The 26,340-nt window shown below is 50.4% G+C and carries 23 protein-coding genes; 17 read left to right on the top strand and 6 right to left on the bottom strand.

Translation table 11 applies throughout. The features are described from left to right. Window positions 1-12 precede the first annotated feature (12 nt). The 7 genes from DWX59_RS13205 (at window position 13) to adhE (ending at window position 9,848) form a co-directional block, all read left to right on the top strand. Entirely contained in the window at window positions 13-897 is an 885-nt protein-coding gene (locus DWX59_RS13205) for a transketolase (RefSeq protein ID WP_117559688.1), read from the top strand. After that, window positions 894-1,820: a transketolase family protein gene (locus DWX59_RS13200; protein ID WP_117559687.1), complete on the top strand. Its 927-nt coding sequence runs from the start codon at window positions 894-896 to the stop codon at window positions 1,818-1,820. The genes DWX59_RS13205 and DWX59_RS13200 overlap by 4 nt, the downstream gene beginning before the upstream one ends. A 242-nt stretch (window positions 1,821-2,062) precedes the next feature. Continuing rightward, the gene (locus DWX59_RS13195; RefSeq protein WP_117559686.1) at window positions 2,063-2,821 is read left to right on the top strand and encodes an SDR family NAD(P)-dependent oxidoreductase; all 759 of its coding nucleotides are present in this window, start codon (window positions 2,063-2,065) and stop codon (window positions 2,819-2,821) included. 39 nt (window positions 2,822-2,860) lie between these two features. Next, window positions 2,861-3,415 carry a DUF6783 domain-containing protein gene (locus tag DWX59_RS30350; RefSeq protein WP_117559685.1) on the top strand — a complete coding sequence of 185 codons (555 nt, stop codon included), beginning with the start codon at window positions 2,861-2,863 and terminating at the stop codon, window positions 3,413-3,415. Between the two features lie 631 nt (window positions 3,416-4,046). Next, window positions 4,047-5,204: an iron-containing alcohol dehydrogenase gene (locus tag DWX59_RS13185; RefSeq protein ID WP_117559684.1), complete on the top strand. Its 1,158-nt coding sequence runs from the start codon at window positions 4,047-4,049 to the stop codon at window positions 5,202-5,204. 253 nt (window positions 5,205-5,457) lie between these two features. Continuing rightward, window positions 5,458-6,945: an aldehyde dehydrogenase family protein gene (locus DWX59_RS13180; RefSeq protein ID WP_117559683.1), complete on the top strand. Its 1,488-nt coding sequence runs from the start codon at window positions 5,458-5,460 to the stop codon at window positions 6,943-6,945. A gap of 290 nt (window positions 6,946-7,235) precedes the next feature. Then, the gene (gene adhE / locus DWX59_RS13175; protein WP_117559744.1) at window positions 7,236-9,848 is read left to right on the top strand and encodes a bifunctional acetaldehyde-CoA/alcohol dehydrogenase; all 2,613 of its coding nucleotides are present in this window, start codon (window positions 7,236-7,238) and stop codon (window positions 9,846-9,848) included. Window positions 9,849-9,944: 96 nt separating this feature from the next. On the opposite strand, the gene DWX59_RS13170 is transcribed toward adhE, so the two are convergent. After that, window positions 9,945-10,202 carry a helix-turn-helix domain-containing protein gene (locus tag DWX59_RS13170; protein ID WP_117559682.1) on the bottom strand — a complete coding sequence of 86 codons (258 nt, stop codon included), beginning with the start codon at window positions 10,200-10,202 and terminating at the stop codon, window positions 9,945-9,947. Between the two features lie 135 nt (window positions 10,203-10,337). Here DWX59_RS13170 and DWX59_RS13165 point away from each other — a divergent pair, with 135 nt between their 5' ends. Continuing rightward, complete coding sequence (locus DWX59_RS13165; RefSeq protein ID WP_117559681.1) at window positions 10,338-10,589, top strand: hypothetical protein; 252 nt, start codon at window positions 10,338-10,340, stop codon at window positions 10,587-10,589. Between the two features lie 1,155 nt (window positions 10,590-11,744). On the opposite strand, the gene DWX59_RS13155 is transcribed toward DWX59_RS13165, so the two are convergent. Both DWX59_RS13155 and DWX59_RS13150 read right to left on the bottom strand, forming a co-directional pair. Continuing rightward, on the bottom strand, window positions 11,745-12,770 hold the full coding sequence (locus DWX59_RS13155) for a WYL domain-containing protein (protein ID WP_117559679.1): 1,026 nt from the start codon (window positions 12,768-12,770) through the stop codon (window positions 11,745-11,747). 45 nt (window positions 12,771-12,815) lie between these two features. Next, entirely contained in the window at window positions 12,816-14,063 is a 1,248-nt protein-coding gene (locus DWX59_RS13150; protein WP_117559678.1) for a WYL domain-containing protein, read from the bottom strand. A 236-nt stretch (window positions 14,064-14,299) separates the two neighbouring features. Here DWX59_RS13150 and DWX59_RS13145 point away from each other — a divergent pair, with 236 nt between their 5' ends. The 4 genes from DWX59_RS13145 to DWX59_RS13130 all read left to right on the top strand — a co-directional run bounded on the left by DWX59_RS13145 (window position 14,300) and on the right by DWX59_RS13130 (window position 19,869). Then, entirely contained in the window at window positions 14,300-15,535 is a 1,236-nt protein-coding gene (locus DWX59_RS13145; RefSeq protein WP_117559677.1) for an RtcB family protein, read from the top strand. A 535-nt stretch (window positions 15,536-16,070) separates the two neighbouring features. Further along, window positions 16,071-17,189 carry a slipin family protein gene (locus tag DWX59_RS13140; RefSeq protein ID WP_117559676.1) on the top strand — a complete coding sequence of 373 codons (1,119 nt, stop codon included), beginning with the start codon at window positions 16,071-16,073 and terminating at the stop codon, window positions 17,187-17,189. A gap of 97 nt (window positions 17,190-17,286) precedes the next feature. Further along, window positions 17,287-18,621: an NADP-specific glutamate dehydrogenase gene (gene gdhA / locus DWX59_RS13135; protein ID WP_117559675.1), complete on the top strand. Its 1,335-nt coding sequence runs from the start codon at window positions 17,287-17,289 to the stop codon at window positions 18,619-18,621. Between the two features lie 162 nt (window positions 18,622-18,783). Next, window positions 18,784-19,869 carry an S-methyl thiohydantoin desulfurase domain-containing protein gene (locus tag DWX59_RS13130; protein WP_165641334.1) on the top strand — a complete coding sequence of 362 codons (1,086 nt, stop codon included), beginning with the start codon at window positions 18,784-18,786 and terminating at the stop codon, window positions 19,867-19,869. 118 nt (window positions 19,870-19,987) lie between these two features. On the opposite strand, the gene DWX59_RS13125 is transcribed toward DWX59_RS13130, so the two are convergent. Genes DWX59_RS13125 through DWX59_RS13115 form a run of 3 tightly spaced genes read right to left on the bottom strand, consistent with a single transcriptional unit; the run spans window position 19,988 to window position 22,480 of the window. Beyond that, complete coding sequence (locus DWX59_RS13125) at window positions 19,988-20,257, bottom strand: DUF6092 family protein (RefSeq protein WP_117559673.1); 270 nt, start codon at window positions 20,255-20,257, stop codon at window positions 19,988-19,990. A 13-nt stretch (window positions 20,258-20,270) separates the two neighbouring features. Continuing rightward, the gene (locus tag DWX59_RS13120; RefSeq protein ID WP_117559672.1) at window positions 20,271-20,786 is read right to left on the bottom strand and encodes a nitroreductase family protein; all 516 of its coding nucleotides are present in this window, start codon (window positions 20,784-20,786) and stop codon (window positions 20,271-20,273) included. Window positions 20,787-20,806: 20 nt separating this feature from the next. Continuing rightward, window positions 20,807-22,480, bottom strand: a complete 1,674-nt coding sequence (locus DWX59_RS13115) for an OPT/YSL family transporter (protein ID WP_117559671.1) — start codon at window positions 22,478-22,480, stop codon at window positions 20,807-20,809. A gap of 216 nt (window positions 22,481-22,696) precedes the next feature. On the opposite strand from DWX59_RS13115, the gene DWX59_RS13110 reads away from it, so the two are divergent. The 5 genes from DWX59_RS13110 to DWX59_RS13090 all read left to right on the top strand — a co-directional run bounded on the left by DWX59_RS13110 (window position 22,697) and on the right by DWX59_RS13090 (window position 26,220). Next, a complete protein-coding gene (locus DWX59_RS13110) occupies window positions 22,697-23,638 on the top strand; it encodes a DUF1177 domain-containing protein (protein ID WP_117559670.1) in 942 nt (313 codons plus the stop codon). A 28-nt stretch (window positions 23,639-23,666) separates the two neighbouring features. Next, the gene (locus DWX59_RS13105) at window positions 23,667-23,807 is read left to right on the top strand and encodes a hypothetical protein (RefSeq protein WP_166460219.1); all 141 of its coding nucleotides are present in this window, start codon (window positions 23,667-23,669) and stop codon (window positions 23,805-23,807) included. Between the two features lie 40 nt (window positions 23,808-23,847). Beyond that, window positions 23,848-24,525: an AroM family protein gene (locus DWX59_RS13100; RefSeq protein ID WP_330665851.1), complete on the top strand. Its 678-nt coding sequence runs from the start codon at window positions 23,848-23,850 to the stop codon at window positions 24,523-24,525. Between the two features lie 10 nt (window positions 24,526-24,535). Next, window positions 24,536-25,477, top strand: a complete 942-nt coding sequence (locus DWX59_RS13095) for an aminopeptidase (RefSeq protein WP_117559668.1) — start codon at window positions 24,536-24,538, stop codon at window positions 25,475-25,477. A 71-nt stretch (window positions 25,478-25,548) separates the two neighbouring features. Beyond that, complete coding sequence (locus DWX59_RS13090) at window positions 25,549-26,220, top strand: aspartate/glutamate racemase family protein (protein WP_117559667.1); 672 nt, start codon at window positions 25,549-25,551, stop codon at window positions 26,218-26,220. The last annotated feature ends 120 nt before the right edge of the window (window positions 26,221-26,340 follow it).

The following is a 26,340-nucleotide window of genomic DNA, read 5'->3' as shown; positions in this document are numbered from 1 at the left end:
GAGGATAGGAAAATGGAATATGATGATAAATTAATAGAAAGCTTAAAATGCCAGGCCCAAAGGCTGAGAAGGGATGTGGTCATCAGCATGGGCGTTGGGGTGGCCGGACATATAGGAGGATCCAATTCATCTGCAGATATCGTGGCGGCCCTCTATTTTTACAAGATGAAGCACAAGCCGGAAAACCCCGGATGGAGGGAAAGGGACAGGTTCTTATTAAGCAAGGGGCATGTGGGAATCCTTCAATATGCGGCGCTGGCGGAATGCGGTTATTTCCCGGTGGAGGATTTGAAGCACACAAAGGAAATCGGCTCATATCTGCAAGGACATCCGGATGTACAGAAGACCCCGGGAATCGAGGCGGGTACGGGTTCGCTGGGGCAGGGGCTTTCCATTGGACTGGGTATGGCCCTGGGTCAGAGGCTGGATAAGATTGAAAGCAAGACGTATGTGCTGGTGGGCGACGGAGAGATTGCGGAAGGGCAGATATGGGAGGCGGCAATGGCAGCCAGCGCGTTTAGGGCAGACAATCTGGTGGCTATTGTGGATAGGAACGGTCTCCAGGCCAATGGAAGGACCAAAGAACGTTTTGATACCGGGGATATCATTGCAAAATTTTTGAGCTTTGGCTGGCATGTGATAGAAATAGACGGACATGATATGAGACAGATTCTTGACGCCCTTAATCAGGCCGATTATGTAAAAGGCATGCCCACGGTGATTGTTGCCAATACGGTTAAGGGAAAAGGGGTCAGCTTTGCAGAGAATGTGGTGGGCTACCACAACGGCATGCTGACGGAAGAAACCTATAGACAGGCCCTGGAGGAGTTAGCGGTGCAGGACCATGCCGCGGAGCAGGACTGGTCAGGAGTGCAAAGGCAGGAGGCGCACAGATGAGCGATACGAATCAGAGAATGGTTTATGGCAATACATTGGTGGAGCTGGGAAGACAGGATCAACGGATTGTGGTATTGGATGCGGACCTGGGCGGCTCTACCATGGGAAAACTGTTTGAAGCAGAGTTTCCGGAGCGGCACTTTGAAATGGGGATTGCTGAAGCCAACATGACAAGCGTTGCGGCAGGACTGGCCCAGACCGGTAAAATCCCGTTCACAAATTCATTTGCCGTATTTGCAGGCGGCCGTGCCTATGACCAGATACGCCAGACCATTGCAATTGGAAAACTGAATGTGAAGATATGCGGTTCATCGTCAGGCCTGTCTGATTTTGGGGACGGCGCCACGCACCAGTGCGTGGAGGATATGGCTATCTTCCGTGCCGTGCCGAACATGACGGTCATCTGTCCTGCGGATGCAAATGAAACAAGGGAAGCAGTAAAGGCAATTGCACAAATGAAGGGACCATGTTATCTCCGCCTGAACCGCAATGACTATCCCAATGTGACAAAAGAGGGGGCGCGGTTTGAAATCGGTGTGCCGAGGATACTGAAGCATGGAACCGACGTTGCCCTGTTTGCAGCGGGATATATGACAGGAGTGGCCCTGGAGGCAGCCAAAGAACTGGAAGGCAGTATCTCCGTAAGGGTAATCAATGTATCTACAATCAAGCCAATGAATAAAGAGGTAATGAGGAAAATGGCCGAGGGCTGCAGGGCCGTGGTTACGGCCGAGGAGCATAATGTGGCAGGAGGGCTGGGAAGCGCTGTGGCCGAGGCTTTATGTGAAGACCCCCTGCCCATGAAGATGGTGGGGATTAAAGATACATTTGGCTGCAGCGGCCATAATTATCAGGAAGTCCTGGCTTATCACGGGCTGACGAAGGAAGCTGTGGCAGAGGCTGTCAGGGAGATGGCGGGTTAGGATGTGTACGAAACACCAGGCTGCCCTTATAAGATACAGATCAGTAATTGGCATGAGGAGACAGGCGCATATAGTGATTGATACAGGGAGACAGTGATATGCGCGTATAACGGCATAAGGCCGCTTGCATTGGCAGGCGGTCTTTTGTATAATTATGTCAAAATGTAATTTGAGAATCCGTTCATGATCTGTAATGACGGGGTGTTTCATCCAGTGATTCAATTTTTTTTATAGGAGGCGCCATGAAATCATATATCGACATATTTAACCTGGAGGGAAAGGTTGCCGTCATCACAGGCGGGGCAACCGGTCTTGGTTTTTCCATGGCCCAGTGCCTGGCCGGTGCCAATGCCACCGTGGTCCTGGTTGGGAGAAGGGAAGAGGAACTGGAACATGCGTGCCGGGAAATTGGGGAGCGCGCCCATTATATCCGCTGTGACATTACTGATTTTGAGGGGATTCCCGTGCTGGTGGATTCCATTGTACACAGGTTTGGCGGGATGGATGTCCTTATCAACAATGCAGGCATACAGATAAAAAAGCCTGCGCTTTCCTTTGAGGCAGAAGACCTTGACCGCCTTTTTGACGTGCACTTAAAGGCGGGTTACCTTCTGACAAAGGCATCCGTACCCCACATGAAGGGCGGCAGCGTTATATTCCTTTCCTCAGAGACAGGGTTCATCGGTGTAACCGGCGTGCTGGGATACTCCATGGCCAAGTCCGGTACGCTGGGCATGATGCGTTCCTTTGCATCAGAACTGTCAGGCACAGGCATCCGGTTTAATGCGATTGTCCCGGGATGGACCGATACGCCGATGTTGAGGTATTCCAATGCAGACGACCCCGGGAGGGCGCAACGGATTATCGGGAGGACCCCCATGAAGAAGTTCGGACAGCCCGAGGATATTGGATGGGCTGCCTTATACCTTGCCTCAGACGCATCCAGGTTTGTCACGGGGACAAGCCTTGTGGTGGACGGCGGGGCCATGATTGGGTTTTAAAAATATCTGGTATCGGTCCCCTTTGGAAATGGGGGATATATGAAGTTATTCGACTATCTGGACAAATCGGATCAGAAACTTCCGGTTCTTGTCAACCTTGTTACCCCCCAGGGGCCGGAAGGATGGATTTATAAGCAGACAGGGAAGGTAGACCGGCAGTTTGAGGAATACAGGCATGTGCTGGGACCTAGGGTCTGTTTGAAAATTCATTCCCGCCATCTGCGCGCCCCACTTCGCGGCATATTTGGTCCCAATTCGGTCAACGTAGCCCGCTACGCCTCCCTCATCGGGACCAAATCTCCCACAAAGTGGGACGCACAGCTGACGGAAAGCAATTTTCAAACAGACCCTAGCATCCTCTTCTTTGAATACAGAGGGTTCCCTTGGCTGTGGGAGGATACGGATACCCTGGGCGCGCTTCTGCGAGGAGAATCTGTCTTGATAAGAGGCAGCCTGTTTGAGGATAGGTTATATTCGGATACAGCCCTGCCAGGGTGGAACTATGTCTTCAGTGACAGCTGTCTGGAAAAACCGGATACATCCTATGAAGGCACATGGATTACGGCATATGGATTGCGATGGAGATTTACATAAAAGCTAAAAGCACGGGTACTGGCCGGTATCTGGAAGCAGAAATAGTTGTTAATTGATTCACATGTATCTGGTTTTTATGGATTTATTGTTTATCTGATGCTGATATCTTAAAATAATAACATGCTTTTTCAAAAATGAAGCTGTAGAATTTTGTATTATTGTTAAATAATATGCAAAATCCTATGGCCTTTTAATCGTTTTATGAGCACAAACTGGAAAAATTTATCAGAAAAATTGTTAAAAGCATATCAAACATCCGTGCTAATTTTATTGGCCATTGTGTAAGTTTTTTATATTTGCCTATTTATACAGAATATTATGTTTTAATTCCCTTCACACCCCCTCATTATTTTCCATATTTACCCAAATCGAAAACAGAAGATTTTTATCCATCTAATGTAGTCATTTTGTTCTGCATTTTATAATTACAGAAAAATTATTAAGAAAACTTAACAAGCAGGACTATAAGTATAATGTTAATAAAAAATCGATATTAATCAAAATATTATCAAATAAATGTTAAAATAATATTTTAATTGACAGATTAAAAAGCCTGGATATAATCAGTTTTAGGCACCTGCCCTGGCCCGGACAGCTGGGGCGGGATGCAAAAATATAAGGGGGTAGCAGTATGTCTACATATTATTTTTTGCCTACACGCAATGTATTTGGTGAAGGTGCGGTTCAGGAAGCTGGGGATCTTGTAAAGAGTTTAGGCGCAAAGAAGTGCCTGATTGTAACGGACCGGTATCTGGGGCAGATAGGAATGGCTGACAGGGTACAGGGGATTCTTAAAAAGGCAGGTATTGAGGCCTGTATTTTTGCAGGAGCAGAACCCAACCCAACGGATAAGAACGTGGAGGCCGGGGCAAGGTTTTATCAGGAAAATGAATGCAATTCCATCATTTCCCTGGGCGGCGGTTCTTCCCATGACTGTGCAAAAGGTATCGGACTGGTTGCTGCCAATGGCGGGCAGATTGCTGATTTTGAGGGGGTTGATAAGTCTTCAAAACCAATGATTCCGCTTATGGCCATCAATACCACCGCAGGGACCGCGTCAGAGATAACCAGGTTCTGCATCATCACAGATACTTCCCGCAAGGTAAAAATGGCCATTGTTGACTGGCGTGTCACACCTCAGATTGCCATCAACGATCCTGAGCTTATGAAGGATATGCCGCCGTCACTGACAGCATCCACGGGCATGGATGCGCTGACCCATGCCATTGAAGCTTATGTGTCCACGGATGCCAATCCGCTGACAGACGCTGCGGCCATCATGGCCATTAAGATGATTGCCCACTACCTTCCCAAGGCAGTTGCCAATGGAAATTACATGAAAGCCAGGGATAAGATGGCTTATGCCCAGTACCTGGCGGGAATTGCATTTAACAATGCATCCCTTGGTTATGTCCATGCCATGGCGCATCAGCTGGGCGGCTTTTATAACCTGCCCCACGGCGTATGCAATGCAATCCTGCTGCCATATGTTGAGAGCTACAACCTGATTGGCAATATGAACCGGTTCAGGGATGTGGCTCAGGCAATGGGTGTCCAGGTAGAAGGCATTTCCGTAACATGCGCAGCTGAAAAGGCAATTGAGGCCATTAAGAAGCTGAGCAGGCAGCTGGAAATCCCTACGGATTTAAAGCAGCTGGGAGTAAGGGAGGAGGACTTTGGAATCATGGCTGACAATGCCAAGAAGGATGTATGCCAGCTGACAAACCCAAGGACTGCAACCAGGGAACAGGTAATTGAGATTTACCGTCAGGCTTATGTTGGGGAGTAAAGAAGCATGGTGTTAATGCAATATTAACAAAATTGGTTTGTTAAATAAAAGATTTTTGTTGACTATTGCCTGTCTTATGATATATCATAGTGGCCAGAGGGGTAACACAACCGTATTAATCTTCCAAAGTGGAGGGTTTTTCTGGAAACATGGTGTTTTAGGGCAGTCATGGGCTGGCTTTAAGATACATGTTTTTTTTGTACCCTAAAAGCCTGTCCGTATGCTGTACCAAGTGTGGAGAGGAGAATTTACAATGCATAATGTAGAACTTAAGGCCAGATACCAGTTGTTTATCGGAGGCCGGTGGAAGGATTCTTCTGACGGCAGGACCTTTAAGACATACTGCCCCGCGGACAGCAGCGTGCTGGCTGAGTGTGCGGAGGCGACAAAGGAGGATGTGGATGAGGCTGTAAAGGCAGCCTGGAAAGCTTTTGAGTCCTGGAAACACGTGACAGTCAATGAAAGAGCCGCTATTTTAAACAAGATTGCGGATATCATTGACGCCAACCGGGAACACCTGGCAATGGTGGAATCCCTGGACAACGGCAAGCCAATCAGGGAGACCATGACCGTGGATATACCTATGTCCGCCCAGCATTTCCGTTACTTTGCGGGCTGCATCATGGCGGATGAGGGAAGCGCCAACATGCTTGGGGAAAGTACGTTAAGCCTGATCCTCAGGGAGCCCATCGGCGTGGTTGGGCAGATCGTGCCCTGGAACTTCCCATTCCTCATGGCTGCCTGGAAACTGGCGCCGGTGCTGGCAAGCGGCTGCTGCACTGTATTTAAGTCCTCCAGCGCCACCCCATTAAGCGTGCTGGAACTTGCAGGGCTGATTCAGGATGTGCTTCCGGCGGGCGTGTTTAACGTGCTGACCGGTTCCGGCTCCAGGTCCGGCCAATATATGCTGGAGCATAAGGGCTTCAGGAAGCTGGCCTTTACCGGGTCCACGGAAGTGGGCAGGAATGTTGCGCTGGCAGCTGCACAGAAACTGATACCGTCCACCCTGGAATTGGGGGGAAAGTCGGCTAATATCTTCTTTGAGGACTGTGATTGGGAAATGGCCATGGACGGCCTGCAGATGGGCATCCTCTTTAACCAGGGCCAGGTGTGCTGCGCGGGTTCCAGGGTATTTGTCCAGGAAAGCATTTATGACAGGTTCGTGAAAGAGGCAGTGAAGCGGTTTAACCAGGTCAAGGTGGGGCTTCCCTGGGAGGCAGACACCCAGATGGGCAGCCAGATTAACAAGGGCCAGATGGAAAAAATCCTTCAGTACATAGAAATCGGAAAGGCGGAGGGCGCAGAACTTCTCTGCGGAGGTGAACAGCTAAAGTCAGAGGGACTGGAAAACGGCTGCTTCCTTAAGCCCACCCTCCTTGGAAATGTCACAAACCACATGAGGGTTGCCCAGGAAGAAATCTTCGGGCCGGTTGCCTGCATCCTTAAGTTCAGGACAGAGGATGAGGTGATTGACATGGCCAATGACAGCGAATACGGCCTGGGAGGAGCCGTATGGACCAGGGATATCAACAGGGCCCTGCGGGTGTCACGGGCCGTTGAAACAGGACGCATGTGGGTGAACACCTACAATGCCATTCCGGAGGGAGCGCCATTTGGCGGCTATAAGGCATCCGGCATTGGACGTGAAACCCATAAGGTAATGCTGGAGCATTATACCCAGATGAAGAACATCATGATCAATCTCAGCGAGTCCCCAACAGGATTTTATCCTGTAAAATAAAACAGGGTATAATCATATAGAAGGAAACGGTTTTGGAACGGGAAGTTCCGGGGCCGTTTCCTTTTCAGCCTTTTCCTGATTTGTTTTTAACAATCAAGCCTGTCCAAATATGAAAAAACAAAAATATTTTAAAATACATATTGACATATTTTTAACGAAGGGTTATAATGCAAACAGTGAGATTGTTAATTAATTATCAATAAGAATAATACCCCAACCCAAACAGGCTGATGCAGCCCCAATGCATCACAAACACAAGGAAAAATGAAGGAAAAATGGAGGAAAAGGAAATGGCAAAGAAAATCGAGCAGGTTGTTCCGGAAATCATCGACAGCGTGGACGGACTGAATGCAAAAATGAATGCAATGCGCGAAGCACAGAAAATTTTTGCTACTTACACACAGGAGCAGGTAGACAAAATATTCTTTGCAGCTGCCAGCGCGGCTGATAAGATGCGTCTTCCTCTTGCAAAGATGGCAGTGGAAGAGACCGGCATGGGTATTGTGGAAGACAAGGTCATCAAAAACAACTATGCGGCCGAGTATATTTACAATGCATATAAGGATACCAAGACAGTTGGCGTGATTGAGGAAGATAAGGAGTACGGTATCAAGAAGATTGCAGAGCCGATTGGCCTGATTGCAGCTGTCATCCCCACCACCAACCCGACTTCAACCGCTATCTTCAAGACACTGATTGCCCTGAAAACACGCAACGCAATCATCATTTCCCCACATCCGCGTGCAAAGGGATGCACTATTGCGGCTGCTAAGATTGTCCTGGACGCAGCGGTAAAGGCCGGAGCACCGGAAGGAATCATTGGCTGGATTGACGTGCCTTCACTGGAACTGACCAACGAGGTCATGAGGGATGCGGATTTAATCCTGGCAACAGGCGGACCTGGAATGGTTAAGGCTGCTTATTCCTCAGGAAAGCCAGCACTGGGCGTTGGCGCCGGCAACACACCGGTCATCATTGATGAGACCGCTGAAATCAAGATGGCAGTAAACTCCATCATCCATTCCAAGACATTTGACAATGGTATGATCTGTGCTTCCGAGCAGTCCGTGACTGTCCTGGAATCCATTTACAATGAAGTCAGAAAAGAATTTGAATATAGAGGCTGTTATTTCTTAAAGCCAGGCGAGATTGAGAAGGTCCGCAAGACCATCCTGGTTAACGGCGCGCTGAATGCCAAGATTGTCGGACAGAAGGCAGCTGCCATTGCCAGGCTTGCAGGCGTGGAAGTTCCGGAAGATACCAAGATCCTGATTGGCGAGGTTGAGTCCGTGGATATCAGCGAAGAGTTCGCACATGAGAAGCTGTCTCCCGTACTGGCCATGTACAAGGCCAAGACATTTGACGAGGCGCTGGATAAGGCAGAGCGCCTGGTGGCTGACGGCGGATACGGACACACTGCTTCCCTGTATGTGAATGTAAATGAAGAAGAAAAAATCATGAAGCATGCTTTAAGGATGAAGACCTGCCGTATTGTAATCAATACACCTTCCTCCCACGGCGGCATCGGTGACCTGTACAACTTCAAGCTGGCCCCATCCTTAACACTGGGCTGCGGTTCCTGGGGCGGAAACTCCGTGTCTGAGAACGTTGGGGTGAAGCATTTACTGAATATCAAGACCGTTGCTGAAAGGAGAGAGAACATGCTGTGGTTCCGTGCACCTGAGAAGGTATACTTTAAGAAGGGCTGTCTGCCTGTGGCATTAAATGAATTAAAGGATGTAATGGGCAAGAAGAGGGCATTCATCGTAACCGACTCCTTCCTGTATAAGAATGGATATACCCATGTTATCACAGACCGTCTCAACGAGATGGGACTTACCTATACCGTGTTCTCCGATGTACAGCCAGACCCGACCCTTGCCAATGCACAGGCTGGCGCAAAGCTTATGAGGGACTTTGAGCCGGACGTAATCATTGCAATGGGCGGCGGTTCCGCAATGGATGCGGCCAAGATTATGTGGGTCCTTTATGAGCATCCGGAAGTGGACTTCATGGATATGGCAATGCGTTTCATCGATATCCGGAAACGTGTATATACATTCCCGAAAATGGGTGAGAAGGCATATTTCATTGCAGTTCCAACTTCCTCAGGTACTGGTTCCGAGGTTACGCCTTTCGCAGTCATCACAGACCAGGAGACCGGCATCAAATATCCGCTGGCTGACTATGCCCTCCTGCCAAACATGGCAATTGTGGACACTGATAATATGATGAGCCAGCCAAGAGGACTGACAAGCGCATCCGGCGTTGACGTCCTGACCCATGCACTTGAGGCATATGCTTCTGTCATGGCTACCGATTACACGGACGGCCTTGCACTTAAGGCCATGAAGAATGTGTTTGACTACCTGCCAACTGCTTACAATGAGCCGACTAACGTAGAGGCACGTCAGAAGATGGCTGATGCTTCCTGCATGGCCGGTATGGCATTCGCCAATGCGTTCCTGGGAGTATGCCACTCCATGGCGCATAAGCTGGGCGCTTTCCACCACCTGCCACACGGTGTTGCAAATGCACTGTTAATCTCCCTGGTCATTGATTTCAATGCCGCTGAGAATCCACGCAAGATGGGTACCTTCTCACAGTACCAGTATCCGCATACACAGGCAAGGTATGCAGAGTGTGCAAGGTTCTGCGGAATCCAGGCCAAGGACGATGCTGAGGCAGTTAAGAAGCTGATTGAGAAGACAGAGGAACTTAAGAGAGCCGTTGGAATCAAGTCCTGTATTAAGGATTACGGCATTGATGAGAAAGATTTCTTAGACAGGCTGGATGAAATGGTTGAGCAGGCATTTGATGACCAGTGTACCGGCGCCAACCCAAGATATCCTCTTATGAGCGAGATTAAAGAAATGTATTTAAAAGCTTACTACGGTAAATAATTCGTACCCATTATGGGTAAATACCTTTATCCTTTGTGTTTGGAACAGGCCGTCTGTCATATGACAGGCGGCCTGTTCATGTATTTATTTAAGTCTTTATAATTCCTGCGTATTCACGGAGATTCCTTCGAAAAAAGATTCATAATTTATGTTAAATATTTCCTTCATGGCGGCCAGCTCGGAAACCCGGATATTATAAGTACCGCCCTCTATCTGTGAGTATATGCTGCGTGAAATGTTAATGCCCATGAGCTGCATTTTGGCTGTTACCTGCTCCTGGGTCATGTGGGACTGCAGGCGGTATTTACGGATGTTTGGTCCGATTCTGAAATCCTGCTTTATTTTTTGTTCCATGGCACCCTCCATAATATGCAAGAAATAGGTTGCACTTCCTTGATTTTACGATAAATGTCGTATATAATTGCAATGTATAGGTTGCACAAGAGAAAATGAAAATATAGATGCTGAAATGCGGAATAGGAGTTATGAATGAAGCCGGAGAAAAACCAGGGGGGTCTGTTAATCAGACTGCAGGAATTAGCGGGCTGTCAGTATTTATCGGACCTCCATAATAGTTTTTACATAGAGGATGTGCTGTATGCACTCCGCAGGATTAATATAGCTTCTTATTCCCTGGATGAGTGGAGGGAAGCCATCCGGTATATCCTGGGGGAGGATTTGGAATGCGGGTCTGGGGTTGAGGCGGTGGAGATGTTGATTAAGAAGTTGAGGGATGTTTAGCTTTGAGTTTTTTTGTGAAGGGTACGCCCGGGGAGCGGGGCAGGACGGGCAGCGGCGGATAGGACGCTGAGTTCCGGAGGATGTGGCTTCTAAGGGGCTGACAGGCAGAAAGACGGGGAATCGGTGCTATTCGCTGAGAAACTCTGAAGAGCTTTCTCAGCTCAAACCACCTTGAGTTCTGGCTTTGATGCCAGAACTCACCCCCGCCTTTCTGCCTGCCACCCCCTAAGAAGCTACATCCTCCGGAACTATACGTCCTATCCGCCGCCGCCCGCCCTGCCCCGCTCCCCGGACTGTATATCCCAACCGCTAGATGAGCTAAACAACCCTGTGGAAAAATAAAATATCTAAAGCTGTATTTACTTACTCTGGCCTATTCTAAAAACCATATCTTAGTAAACTTAGGAAAATATATCCCCCAATTCTGTTTGTCCTGTTGTGTATTCATATTTGGATAAATAGCATAATAAGACTATTGGTAAATATGCAGTAAAAGTATAAATCATTATGTAAAATAAAGGATTAAAACTGAAAATAGAAGTCAAAAGATAGTAAAGTAAATCTTGGCGGACTGTTTAAGCTATTTTGGTAACTTGATAATTAATATTTCACAGTAAAGATAAAAACTAAAATAGGGACTAAAAAACAGGAACTAAAAATAAAGGTTTAAAAGATAAGGAACTAAAGGGTAAGAACTAAAAGATAAGAACTAATAGATAAGAACCCAAAGGCTAAGAGTGAAAAAATAAGGATTTAAAAGGCAAGAGATGATAAATAAACATTAAATATGACCTAAAAACAATGAAAAAAAATCATGGACACCAGTAAGAAATCCAAGAACACCCAAGCCGGCGGCCAATCCTACCCACCCGGATTCAAGAGATGCGGAACAGATGGGATACGTAGCGGGTGAGTGGAAGGGGGATGGGGGATTCGGATGCTTCTGTAGGGCTGTGCTGGTCTTAGCCTGCGGGAAGCGGTGCTAAGAGGCTGGCGCCAATGTTTGAGCCCGATATCAAAACAGTTGGAAGAGACTGGGCGCGAGTTTTGGCAGCCAGCCTCTTGTCCAGCGCCGCTTCCCGCGGGCTTAGAGCAGCTAAGCCCAAAGCCGTATCCGAATCCCCCATCCCCCTTCCACTCACCAACGGATGCACCTCACCCCCCGCAACCTTCAATCCCCACCACCCCATAAAGCAATTCATGCTGTCTCACCACCCTGTCCCGCACCTGCCGCACAAAGGATTTTGGCCCCAGTACCTGTACCACCGGGCCGAAGGAAAGGATGTCGATAAGAAGTTCTGTTTCATCTGCCAGGTCATAGTAAATGGAGCAGAGCCAGCATTTGCAGTCCTCGTCATATTCCGTGTGCTTTTCATAGTTGGCAAAGTGGAGCATGCACCGCTCCAGGGAGTTGCGCTCGCCTCTGATTTTAAGAAGGACTGGTTCCGGGGCTTTCTGCACAGGCTTAAAACGGAATGATTCAAGTGTATGTACGCCGTCAGTGACAGTGACAGGCGGTTCGGGTGACAGGCGGCAATGTTTGATGCGGCTCAGGTTTAACAGTGTGTTGCGGCAGAAACGGCCGCGGCTGTGCCGGAGACAGCATAGGCGGAACTTGTCATCCTTGGAAGAATACTGAAGCTGGTAAGGGAGTACCTCGAAGGTGTGGGTGCGCCCTTTTTTGCCCTCATAGGCAGTTAGCAGGATCCGGTGTTCCCTTAGTGCGGTCAGGATTATGTGAAAATGTTCCCTGTATTCCGGTGAGTCGTAAGGGTCCCCGTCCTTATATCTGTCAAAATAATAGAAGTCCCTTTCATTATATAGGGGCTGGGTGTCCGCAAGGAGCTGTTCCAGGCCGGCTTGTTCCGTTTCGTCTAAAAACAGATGGATCCTGGGGTCTGACAGAAGGGAACGCAGCCAGGCTTTCTGTAGGCTGGTCAGGGGCAGGGGACAGGGCGGGGTGTGAAGCCGGGACGTGTAGGTGCGGAGGCCATTTTCCTGGAATAAGGGCCATGTGCCGTCCTTTATCTTGGGAAGGATGGCAAGGGCGCTTTCCTGAAATCCCAGGGTCCTGCATATGTCCTCCATATCCTGTCTGGTAAGGGGATGATCCGCGGCCTGGTTCAGCATGCGGCGGATGATATGGTAATAGCAGCCGTATATTTTATCAAATAATTCCAAGTCTTTCACCTTCCTTCTGATGGATTGGAGCCTGTTAGGGCATCTTTACGGCTGGACATCTGCACCGCAATACATCTGATACATCTTTTCCCAGTCATGGGTTATCTTTGCAATGGAGAACTGGTCCGTTCCCTGTATGTCCAGGATCCTTCCTGTAAATGTCTTGATCCAGGACAGCATTTCATTGGTATCAAAAAACATACCGCTGTACAGGTATTCGTTTTCCCGTATTTTCATGACCTGGCCGCCCCGGCCCTCGCGGTAGAGGCGGTTCAGGATATAAGGTTCTTTTTCTTCGTCAATGCGGAGTTTGATGCAGACCTCCTGCAGGCGGTTCCGCCCGTTTCCAAAGGATACGCCCCAGCATTTTCCCTGATTCTGCTCCAGGTCACTCAGTACCTTGCTGTATGCTTCATATGGTTCACCGGAGACCACCTTCTGTATGGAGTCCAGGCGGGCATTGCTGAACCTGCGCAGCTCAGGATGGTAGAGGCACAGGTACCTGCGGCCCGTCTGGGTGCTGACAAGGATTTTGAGGGGAACGCAGGTGTGGGTGCTTACTGCGTTGCTGCGGCTGCTTTTATTTTCATATGTAATCATGCGCCGGTCGTGGATGGCGGTCAGGATATGGGCCAGGACACCGTCTTCCAGGGTATGGACGATGAAGTGGTGCTTGAACTGGAACAGGCTGTTGCAGCGGTCTTCCCGGTCCAGGATGGTGCTTCCGATAAAACCAAAGGGCGCTGCCTCCTGGAAGAATTCCATGGCGTCCATAAGATGGGACCACGCCGCGTCATCCACGGGAAGCCGGGGGGACAGGGCGTAGACCAGGTTCCTGCCTGATTTCCCGGAGCGCAGGATGCCCAGGTTTTCATACTCCTTTAACTTAAGGCGGACGGTCTGGCTGTCAAACACCACCCCGTAGGACCTGGAAATCTCATCACAAAGCGAGGCAGCCGTCATGCCATCAGGGACAGCGTGAAGCAGGTCCAGGATGAAAAAATGCAGCATCAGGTCATTGTCTGTAAAGCTTTTGGACTTCCAGGCAGCGTAAAGGGGATTCTGGGAAATGGTCTTGCTGTCCACATTGATATACACATGCTTGCCTTTTGGCGTGTAGTCTGACTGGGTATAATCTGCCAGCCAGCTTTCAATCCTGCGCCGTTCATTATCATATGTCCTGGGACTTTTATCCTGGAAATCGTTCCTGACCTTAAAACCATAGATGTAGAACTGCCGCATATAATCACGTATCCTGTCAAAATTCTTGATTAATTCCTGAAATTCAGCCATAGTGCCCCTTCTGCCCGGGATGCGCTGGAATTTCTGCCGGGATTTCTGCCGGAACTTCCGCCCATGCGCCGCGGGCCTGAACCATTTTATAAATATGATTATAAATGGTAAAACTGGAAGTTCGCAACTTTTTTTAAATGATTTCCGGGCCTGGACCGGATATCATATGGGTGTAAGCAAAATACATACGCAAATATATGAGGATTACAAATAGGAACTGAAAGGAAGTGAGATATATGTTTGTGATGTATGAGAAAGAAAATATGAGGTTTCCGGTAAGGGTATGGTTAAAGGAACGCGGTTCGCTGGAAAAGAGCTGCATGGAACAGGCATATCATCTGTCAAGGCTTCCGTTCCTTCATAAATGGGTCAGCCTGATGCCGGACACCCATGCGGGTATGGGAATGCCCATAGGAGGCGTCATTGCCGCCGAGGGAGTGGTGATACCCAATGCGGTGGGCGTGGATATCGGCTGCGGTATGGCCTATATGCAGACCAACATAAGGGTGGCTGATATAAAGGAAATCATGACCGGCAACGGATCCCTAATACAGGCCATGATAGGGGATATCATGAGAAATGTTCCGGTGGGATTTGCCCACCATAAGACGGAGATGCCCTGCTATACCATGGAGAATGCATACAATGAGCTGGAACGCTATGAGGAGGACGGGGAGCTGCTTGGACAGTTGGAAGCAGGATTTTACCAGATTGGGACGTTAGGCGGCGGAAACCACTTCATAGAGCTTCAGGAGGATGAGGAGGGATACCTCTGTGTGATGATTCATTCGGGAAGCCGCCATATAGGCAAGTCGGTGTGCGATTATTTCCACAACAAGGCAAGGGAGCTGAACCGGAGATGGTACAGCGATGTGCCGGATGAATACCGCCTGGCATTCCTGCCCACGGACAGCCATGAGGGAAAGCAGTACCTGAACTGGATGCAGCTGTCCATGGATTTTGCAAGGGAGAACCGGGAAAAGATGATGCTGGCCGTAAAGGCGGTGCTGGAGAAATACATTGGTAAGTATACGGATTTTAATCTGGAGTTTTCCGGGGATATCAACTGCCATCACAACTATGCAGCCCTTGAACACCATTATGATAAGGATGTATGGGTGCACAGGAAAGGGGCTGTCCGGGCAGGGAACGGGGAATTGGCAGTGATTCCGGGAGCCATGGGTTCCTACAGCTATGTGGTCATGGGAAAAGGGAATCCTGAGAGCTTCTGCTCTTCCTCCCATGGAGCCGGACGCCGCTACTCCAGAAAAGGCGCCATGGCGGCATTTTCCTGTGAGGAGGTAATACTGGATCTGCAGAAACAGGGCGTCATCCTGGGAAAGAAAGGTAAGGCGGACGTAGCGGAAGAGAGCCGTTTTGCCTATAAGGACATAGAAGAGGTCATGGACTGCCAGCAGGATTTGGTGGTTCCGGTCAAACGGCTTAAGACCATTGGAGTTGTTAAAGGGTAGGCAGGCTGATATCAGGCAGGGCATTCCGTTGGGCAGCGAACCTGCCCCGGCGCCCGCCGGTGCCCGCGCCCCTGGCGCAGGGTATGCCGTCAATCTGCTTTTGTTCATGATGGAATGATGTGACGCGGGTTCGAATCCTGCTGCACCGGGGCAGAACTGTTCCGCTGCATAGCTAAGTGGTATAGCAATCATTAGGAAAACACAAAAAATGTGTTTCTCACCCAAAGGGAAAAGGAAGGCCTGGGCTTTGCCCCACCCGTGGGCTGCATGTGGATGCACATGCAGGCACCGGGAAAGGCAGTCCATGTCCGGCCAGTGTCTGTCCGGATACCGGAGGCAGCCCCTTAAGGACCAGGCAGGGAGATTAGTTCCATCCTGCCCTGCCTGCCCTTAGCCGGCTTCCTGCTTAAGGACAGACCCGCACGACATGGATATGGGACCAGGCACGGCCTTTTCTTTTACTAATTAGGATAAACTGTCATGTTAAATGACATTTTTGCATGATAATCAGCGTCTGAAGGGAGGATAAAACAAGATGGGTATTGTCAGACACTATATAATTAAGGACCAGGAATGCGGTTACCTTACAAAGAATGGAAAGTTCATAAAGCTTCTGACCGCGGGCAGATATTCCTTTGTAAAAGCCCTGGGGTATGAGGTGGATATAGTTCCCATGACCGGCGAGGTCAGGACCTGCGGTATTCCCGAGGAAATACTGATGGGGGATAAGGGGTTTGCGGACCGGGTGGTGAAGAATGTGCTGCCGGATGAGTGCATTGCCCTGCGGTTTGTGAATAAGGCGTACAGGGAGGTCCTGACAAAGCCTGAGTCCTTATTCTGGAATGTATTTGAGGAAAATGAATTCCGGAACATAGACATCACCAGGCCGTGCATGGAGGAGAGCCTGCCCAGGTTCTATATGGATCTGATGCCTGCCAGGTACTATAAGAAAATCATTGTCAAGGACGGGGAGATAGGGCTGCTTTATTATGATAACCGGTATGAAAAACGTCTGGAGACAGGAACTTATTATTTCTGGAATTATGGGAAAGAGGTGACCTGTAAGATATTCAATATGAAGATCCAGCAGCTGGATATCTCCGGCCAGGAAATCCTTACTGCGGATAAGGTGGCGGTCCGCCTGAATGTCATCTGCAATTACAGGATTGTGAACCCGGAAAAGCTGGTCCGTCAGGTGGAGGGCGCGGCGTCCCAGATCTATACCTGCGTGCAGCTAAAGCTGAGGGAGTATGTGGGAAGATACCGTTTAGATGAGCTTCTGGCACAGAAGGAGGAAATCGGGGCCTATGTGCTGGAGCGTCTGAAGGAGTATCAGGAGGAGTACTGTGTGGAGATTACCGGCGCAGGCATCAAGGATATCATCCTTCCCGGGGAAATACGGGAAATCATGAACACGGTACTGGTTGCAGAAAAAAAGGCCCAGGCAAATGTAATCATGAGAAGGGAGGAGGTGGCTTCCACCAGAAGCCTTTTAAACACGGCGAAACTCATGGATGAGAACAGGACATTGTTCAAACTCAAGGAGATGGAATATCTGGAGCGCATCTGCGATAAGGTGGGGAACATTACCCTGAACGGCGGAAAGGGAGTGCTGGAGCAGCTTGCGGAGCTGGCCGGAACAGAAAAACATTGACTTTAACAAATTAACTTGTTATACTTTTTGTTAAAGTGTTTGTCTGGTAAAAAAGGCATCCCCAACACTTCATACATAAACCTAGGAGGGCGAATTAATGTCATATGTTGATGAGATTTACGAGAGAGTAGTATCGCAGAACCCGGGCGAGCCCGAGTTCCATCAGGCAGTCAAGGAAGTTCTGGATTCCCTGAGGCTGGTTATTGACGCCAACGAGGAGAAGTACCGCAAGGCCGGTATCCTGGAGCGTTTTGTTGAACCGGAGAGGATTATTTCCTTCAGGGTACCTTGGGTGGACGATAACGGCAAGGTACAGGTGAACAAGGGCTACAGGGTACAGTTCAACAGCGCCATTGGTTCCTACAAGGGCGGATTACGTTTCCATCCATCTGTAAACCAGAGCATCCTTAAGTTTCTGGGATTTGAGCAGACCCTTAAGAACTCCTTAACCGGCCTTCCCATGGGCGGCGGCAAGGGCGGTTCCAATTTTGACCCCAAGGGTAAATCTGACCGCGAGGTAATGGCGTTCTGCCAGAGCTTCATGACAGAGCTGTACCGTCATATCGGCAAGGATACGGACATCCCTGCAGGCGATATCGGCGTAGGCGGAAGAGAAGTGGGATACCTGTTCGGACAGTATAAGAGGATTACGGGATTATACGAAGGCGTGCTTACCGGTAAGGGCCTGACCTTTGGCGGCTCCCTGGCCAGGACACAGGCAACAGGTTACGGCCTGGTATATATCCTGGATGAGATGTTAAAGCACAACGGCAAGGAGCTGGCAGGCAGGACCGTGCTGGTATCCGGTTCCGGCAACGTGGCAATCTATGCAACCGAGAAGGCACAGCAGTTAGGCGCCAAGGTAGTTGCTTTAAGCGATTCCAACGGTTATATCTATGATAAGGACGGCATTCAGCTGGATGTTGTCAAGGAAATCAAGGAAGTGCGCAGAGGACGCATCAAGGATTATGTGGATGCTGTTCCCACCGCTGTCTATACAGAGGGCAAGGGTATCTGGACCATTCCATGTGATATCGCCCTTCCGTGTGCAACCCAGAACGAGCTGAACCTGGAGGATGCCAGGACACTTCTGGCCAACGGATGTTTTGCAGTGGCAGAAGGCGCCAACATGCCATCCACCCTGGAAGCAACCGAACTGTTCGTGGAGAAGAAAATCCTGTTCATGCCAGGCAAGGCAGCCAATGCAGGCGGCGTGGCCACCTCCGGCCTGGAGCAGAGCCAGAACGCCCTCAGGATGTCCTGGTCCTTTGAGGAAGTGGATGAGAAGCTTCATACCATCATGGTCAATATCTTTGCAAAGGCAGCTGATGCAGCTGAAAGATACGGGGTTGCAGGCAATTATGTGGCAGGCGCCAACATCGCCGGATTTGAGAAGGTGGTTGAGGCCATGCTTGGACAGGGGATTGTGTAGGATATATTGATACTACACAGGACCATATATGGATAACAACAGAACCCAACACGCCTCTCAGCGATGCGCACCACGTTGGGTTTTTTATTGACAAAAACCATGATTCCCACTAGACTGATTACAGGATGTTTTTTAATAATTCATACAAATGGAGGGTTACGCATGATTAAATTAACAAAAGACGACTGTATCCAGGCGCTTTACGGCGGTCTCCTGTTAGGCGGGGGCGGAGGCGGCAGCATGAAGATGGGGCTTGATGCCGTGGAAGAAGCATTCCGGCATACGGATGCCATCACCATGCTGGATATCACGGAGCTTAAGCCGGAGCAGACCATTGTCAATGTATCCATGGTAGGCGCGCCGTCAGCCAAGGATACCTGCTGTACGGTTAATCACTGGAAGACAGTGCTTAAGAACTTTGAGAACAGCAGCGGCGCTAAAATTTCAGGCTTCACTACCTGTGAGAACGGCGGCGTGTCCACATCCAACGGCTGGGTCATCTCGGCCCTTACCGGCATACCTATGGTGGATGCGCCCAGCAATGGCCGCGCCCATCCCACGGGCCCCATGGGAAGCATCGGGCTGAACCTGTGCCCGGATTATAGGACCGTCCAGGCGGCCTGCGGCGGCAAGGGGGATAAGTATGTGGAAACCATTGCGAAAGGCTCCATGAATGCCACCTCCCACCTAATCCGCCAGACCGCGGTTGCGGCAGGCGGACTGTGCTGCGTGCTCCGTAATCCTGTGACAGCAGAATACGCGGAGGAGAAGGCGGCTGTGGGCGCAATCGCCCAGGCCCTGGATATCGGCAGAGGATATCTGGATAATAAGGATGACGTGGAAGGTTACCTTGAATTCCTTAAGAAGAATTATGACGCCCAGGTAATCTGCCGTGGGACAACCTGTGATTATACCTTGTGCATGGATGGGGGATATGATGTTGGTTCCGTCCACATTAAGGCGGATGGGGATGATTATGAACTGACCTACTGGAATGAGTATATGACCTTGGAAAAGAACGGCCAGAGAGCCGGGACCTTCCCGGATCTTCTCTGTACCCTGGACGCTGCAACAGGACTTGCCCTTTCCAGCGCTGAGATTGACAATGACATGGATGTGATCATGCTGAAGATTCCAAAAGCACGCCTGATACTGGGGGCGGGAATGTATCAGAAGGGCCTTCTGGAAGAGGTGGAGGGTATCCTTAAAAAGGAGCTTGTACCATATAACGAGGATCTGTTCCGCTGATGGGACTGTAATCCATGTGTTTGACCCACACTAAATACCTTGCTGTTTAGCCAGGCATTTAATGTGGGTCATTTTAGAATTATCTTTTTGTGATTTTCACGGGATTTAGTAACGCAATCTATAAAAGGTCAACTAACTTAGCGGCCGCATCCTGAAGCATCTGGTAGAAACCATCTTCATCCGAGGCGGTTTTGTGTTTGCCGGCTTCGATGATTTCAGCCAGTTCCTTTAAGTCCTGATTATCAGGATTTTCCTCCAGCATAAGCATGCACAGGCGCCCGGATGCTTCTATCATCCTTAGGGGGCCATAGATACGGGGTTCGCCTTTAAGTCCGGCTGCGCTGGTAATCATGTAAACCAGAAGTTCGAAGTATTTATCCTGTTTCATTGCGGGCCTCCGTTTAATCCGTATTGTAGTGAAGCATTTCCTCCATGGGCCGCAGGCGGCGCTGCCTGGGCGCGCCCTGGGGGTATCCGATGGATATGAGCAGCTCCATGCGGTAATGGGGAGGAAGCTTCAGAAGCTTTCTCACCGCAGCTTCATTGTATGATTTGACCGCACAGGTGCCCAGCCCCAGCTCCGCTGCCCTCAGCATGATGTTTTCCGCTGCCATGGAAGCATCCATGATGCAGCCGTAGACTTCAGAGTTGGGGGAGCCGTGTATGGAGGCATATTCCATGTCGGAGCAGATTGCCATGATGACCGGGGGATTGCCGCTTAGTCCGGGGCTGAACAGGTCTATCTTGCGTACAAGGACAGGATCTGTCAGCAGATAGAACTGCCAGGCCTGAAGGTTGCTGGCGCTGGGGGCCAGCGCACCCGCCCTTACCAGCTCCCTCAGCATTTCGTCAGGTACCATCCGGCTGCTGAAAGACCGGGTGCTCCGTCTCTGCCTGATGGCTTCAATAACATCCATATGTAATGACTCCTTTTACGCTACTTTTTCTTTGCCAGGCCAAGGGTTGCGGTAAAGAAGCTGTATACCGCTGCTCCCGCCAATGCGCCGGCGCCCAGGATATTGAGGATCTGCTCGTTGGCCTTGTTGCGTTTTACCGCGATGAAACGGATGATGAGTCCGGTAATGATGGTGACGCCGTTCATGGTGGTCCCCACCAACAGGCCGGTTGCAAAAAGGATACCGATCTGGCGGTTGCCGCCGATTAACTGGATGATGGCGCCTGGGATGGCCCAGATGAACAGCCATTTGGCAACTTCGGAGTTGGTGCCGGCATCAATGGTGGTTGCAAATGTCTTGCTGACAGGTGCGAACAGGTCCTGGCTGAAGTATTTGTTGGCCAGAAGGGCAACCATGATGAAGGCTATGATAAAGGAAAGCATTTCGGAATAATACTGCTGTTTTCTTCCTTCTTTTTCCAGTTCCGGATACTGTCCTGAACCTCTTAAGATATAACCGCACTTTAGGTCATAGGCCATGTCGGAGAAGGCCGGACCCGTTGCAGAGGTAAATCCTACCATGACGGCAAGGGCCATGGGCGGGAAGCCAAGAAGCATACCCACCAGCAGGAAGATAAGGGCAGTTGCAAAGCCCGGGAACCATCCGGAGTACATGGCGGAGATACCTACGATCAGTTCAGAGGAAATTGCTGCAAATGCAGAGAAAACCAGCCATATGATAAGGGTGACAAAGCTCATGTTGCTTATGATGCCGCAGAGCAGCGCCAGGATGAAGGCTGTTACAAAGTAGGCCACATAACCCCAGCCCAGGGTCCTCTTTAAGGTCTTCATGCTGCTAGAGAACTTGCCTGCGGCTGTGTCTTCATCACTGCCCTTTTTAAAGAGCATGCGGGCGCACTGAATCAGTGAGACGGCCCCTGCCCCGATCATGACGCCGTGAGGCATGTAGTTGATCATGGCATAATCACTGAACACAAAATCAGTGCCAAACATGTTGGATACAAAGGCTGCGCTGTGCCCGAACAGGGACAGGATGATACCGTTGTTCTTGATGACGCCGATGACGATAGAGCCGATGCCCAGAGCCAGCATGGCAAAGAAATCGCCGAACCAGGAAACGCCCAGAAGGTCTGTGGGGATACCTGCAATCTTGCCTACCCAGCCAATGGCAATACCAATGATTAAAAGGAATGCCTTACGGCCCTTTTCCACAACCGCAAGGATGGATTCAGCGGCAGCAACGCCCGGAGGCCAGGCGCCTTCCGCCGGATACATTTCCGAGTCAAAGGTTTTGTAAAGGATGGTTGCATCGATACAGGTGGCCAGGAAAACGCCGATCAGCATTGGAAACATTAATTCGGGACGCCCCATGACAACCGGGATACCGATGGGCAGGATCAGACAGTTGGCAGCGGAGAAGGTTGCGCCTGATATAGAGGTCTGGATTAGGTTCTGGCGGTGTACGCTGCGGTACTTCTGAAGGAACGCAATGGGTATGCGGGATATGAGGATGGCAAACAGCGCACCCACAATGGAGGTGTTAGGCGTAACACCGGTACGCACAATCAGTTCCAGGCCGATGATGGCGCCCAGGCAGCACATGACAATGTTGAGTATCAATACAGCTGGTTCAAATGCTTTTGGGTGTTCAGATGCGGGAATGATTAATTCCTGCGGGATTTTTTCTTTTTCCATAAATCCACTCTCCTTTGTGTGTTTATTAAGATAATAAATAAGATGGCCCCAGAAACTGCACGGCCATCCGCAACTCTTATTAAGATTTTATACATAAAGATAAAAAATGTCAAATATAAATAAAAATTCTATTAAATATTTCGATTTAAAAACGGGTTGCACCTAAAAGGTAAACACATTATAATCAAATTAAATAAAAATTTGGAGGTAAACCTTATGTTGATTAAACAGATTATCGAAACGTTCGACGTGCTGGACAGCAGTACGGTAACAGGAAAAGACGTGGAAAATTACCTGAGGGGAATTAAGGCAGATGCTGATATTGAGGTATATGAGCTGAAAGGTCCTAAGGGAAGCACGGACATGGTTAAAGTGCGCATTCCCGGGACAAGGGGAAAGACAAATGGAGGCGATGCGCCAACCATCGGCCTTCTGGGCCGCCTTGGCGGAATCGGGGCAAGGCCTGAGATGATTGGCTTTGTGTCTGACGGGGACGGCGCGCTGGCAGCCATTGCGGCTGCGGCCAAGCTTCTGGATATGCAGAACAAGGGGGATTATCTGGAAGGCGATGTGTTTATCTCCACCCAGATCTGCCCCCATGCGCCCACGGCGCCCCATAAGCCGGTTCCATTCATGGGGTCGCCTGTGGAGATGTCCCAGGTGAACCGGGAAGAGGTGTCACCGGAGCTGGATGCAATCCTGTCCGTGGATACCACCAAGGGAAACAGGGTCATCAACACAAGGGGATTTGCCATTTCCCCCACCGTGAAAGAGGGATACATACTGCGCACTTCCGAGGATCTCCTGGAGCAGATGCAGATTACCACCGGACGTCTCCCCTATGTGTTCCCCCTGGCTACCCAGGACATCACGCCCTATGGCAATAATGTGCACCATCTTAACAGCGTGCTTCAGCCATGTACGGCCACGGACGCCCCGGTTGTGGGTGTGGCCATCACCACCGAGGTCATGGTTCCCGGCTGTGCCACCGGCGCCAGCCATTTTGCCGATGTGGAGGAAGCTGCCAGGTTCATGCTGGAGGTTGCCAAGTACTTCGGCAAGGGCGACCTTAAGTTTTATGATGAAGAGGAGTATGAGCTTCTGAAGAAACTGTACGGGCCAATGAATCACCTTCAGACACTGGGAAAGGCGGATTAGGGCAGCTGGTAAAACGCATATACGGCGAATGCAGACAGGAAAGCGAATGCAGGCAGGAAAGCGGATGCAGGCAGGAAAGCGGATGCAGGCAGGAAAGCGGATGCAGGCAGGAAAGCGGATGCAGGCAGGAAAGCGGATGCAGGCAGGAAAGCAGGTGCAGGCAGGATAGCCAGACGCAGGCAGGAAAGCAGACGCCGGAAAGGGGACTTATGATGAAGATAGGAGCAGTAACCATTGGACAGGCGCCCAGGACCGATGTGACATCGGATATTATGCATATTTTTGACGGTAGGGTGGAGCTGTCCCAGAGAGGCGGTTTGGACGGCCTGACCGTGGAGCAGATAGCTGGATTTAAACCGGAAAGGGACGATTATGTGCTGGTGTCCCGGCTTACAGACGGCACGTCGGTGACATTTGCGGAGCGGTATATCCTTCCAAGGCTGCAGGAGTGCATCAATGAGCTGGAGGCCGAAGGCGCAAGGCTGATCATGTTTTTCTGCACAGGGGATTTCCCGGAAAGCCTTACGTCCAATGTCCCGTTGGTCTATCCGTGCCACATCCTTAACAAGGTAGTGCCGCTGCTGACCAAGAAGTCAAGCATTGTCACAGTGACCCCTTCGCCCCTTCAGGTAGGGCAGTGTGAGAAGAAATGGTCCAATTTCGTGGACCATGTAAAGGCCGTGCCGGCCTCCCCCTACGGACCGTGGGAAGACCTGGCCTCGGCTGCCAGGGAGATTAAGGATATGGATGCGGACCTGGTTGTACTGGACTGTATCGGATTTACCCAGGAAATGAAAGATATGTTCGCAAAGGAGACCGGCAAGCTGGTCGTCCTTCCAAGGACATTGCTGGCCAGGGTCATTTCCGAACTGACCGATGTGAAATAGGAGATGGAAGATGGATTTAATAGATATTGCCCAGAATATCCTGAGGGACTGTATGGGTGCAAAGCAGGGCGAGGAAGTATTGATTGTAACAGATGACAGCAGGGTGAACATTGCCCAGGCCCTGTATAAAGGGGCCGTGAACCTTGGCTGCGAGGCCATGATGATGGTCATGAAGGAGCGGGAACTGAATGGTGAGGAGCCGCCAAAGGCAGTGGCAGAAGCCATGAAGGCAGCAGACATTGTAATCTGCCCCACCGCCAAGTCCCTGACCCACACCAATGCCAGGATACGCGCGGCTGAGACAGGCACAAGGGTGGCTACCATGCCCGGGATTACGGAGAAGATGTTCAGCCAGGGCGCCATGACCGCGGATTACGCCGCAGTGGAACAGCTGACGGCCCGGATAACAGGGATGCTGACCGCCAGTAAGACGGCCCGGATTGAAAAGGACGGCTGCGTCCTTACACTGAACCTGGATGGAAGGAAAGGAGTGCCCAGCCCTGGCGTTTACAGGAAACCCGGACAGTGCGGCAACCTTCCTTCCGGCGAAGCATACATTGCCCCGCTGGAGGACGGCGCTGACGGGGAAATGATAATCGATGGTTCCATGGTGGGAATCGGCAGGCTTGGGTCACCCCTGCGCGTGGTGGTGAAGAAGGGAAAGCTTCAGGAAGTCACCGGGGATAAGAGTGAGAAGCTGGATATACTGCTGGCCAATGAGCGCAATGCCACCATCGGCGAACTGGGAATCGGCACCAATGAAGCAGCTGTGCTGAATGGCGTCATCCTGGAGGATGAAAAGGTTTACGGTACGGTACACATTGCTTTTGGCACCAATACTTCATTTGGCGGCGTTAATAAGGCGGAATGCCATATGGACGGCATCATATTGGAGCCGACCCTGTATCTGGATGATGAGATGGTTATTGATAAGGGAAGGTTTGTTGTGTGATCTTACCGGACGGCCGCGGCTATGGGAGCGGCTGCTGATATTGGTTTTATGCCGCGTACGCTGGCGGCGGAATGGAGATGGATATGGAGAAGGGGAAGGAATTCCGGGTAGGGGTCATCCGGGTACTGACATCAGAGGACCAGGATTTTGTGGACATGCACGGCAATATCATTGAACAGTATTATCCGGGAATCAGGTGCATATCAAAGTGTATCCCGGACCAGCCGGAGGGAATCCACAGCCATGAACTGGAGCAGATTGCAGTGCCTAAGATCGTGGAGACAGCCAAATCCTTTGAGGATGTGGACATGATTATTGTCAGCTGTGCCGACGATCCCGGGGTGGAGGAGGTCCGCAGGGCCCTTCCGGGGATGAAGGTCACAGGAGGCGGGGAGACAACGGTTTCCCTGGCCATGAGGTATGGGCAGAAGATTGCTGTCCTTGGGATTGTGGACTATGCCCCCAAGGCGTATCTGCGGATGATCCCGGAAAGAATCGTTGCCCTGGGCAAGCCGGAAGGCGTGGACAGCACCCTGGATCTGATGACCCCGGAGGGAAGGGCTTCCTGTCTTAAGACGGCCCGTGAGCTGAAGGAAAAGGGCGCTGACGTCATTGCGCTGGGATGCACCGGACTTACCACCATTGGAATCGCCGGGGAGATTGAGGACGAGGTGGGGATACCTGTCATTGACCCGGTGCTGGCAGAAGGATTATTTGCTTATTTTGAGTCCATCCGCAGATAGGATATTGACTTAGCAAGCACTGTCCGTGAGGCAGGATAAAAAGAAAGGACGTGTGCAGTCCCATGGCCGGGAATGGCCTGGGACTGTACCGTCCTTTCTTTTTTATACGACCGGCCATCC

This window comes from Enterocloster aldenensis, assembly GCF_003434055.1.
Lineage (GTDB): Bacteria > Bacillota > Clostridia > Lachnospirales > Lachnospiraceae > Enterocloster > Enterocloster aldenensis.
The sequence above is the reverse complement of the archived record's forward strand: the minus strand, read 5'-3'. Positions and strand labels throughout refer to the sequence as shown.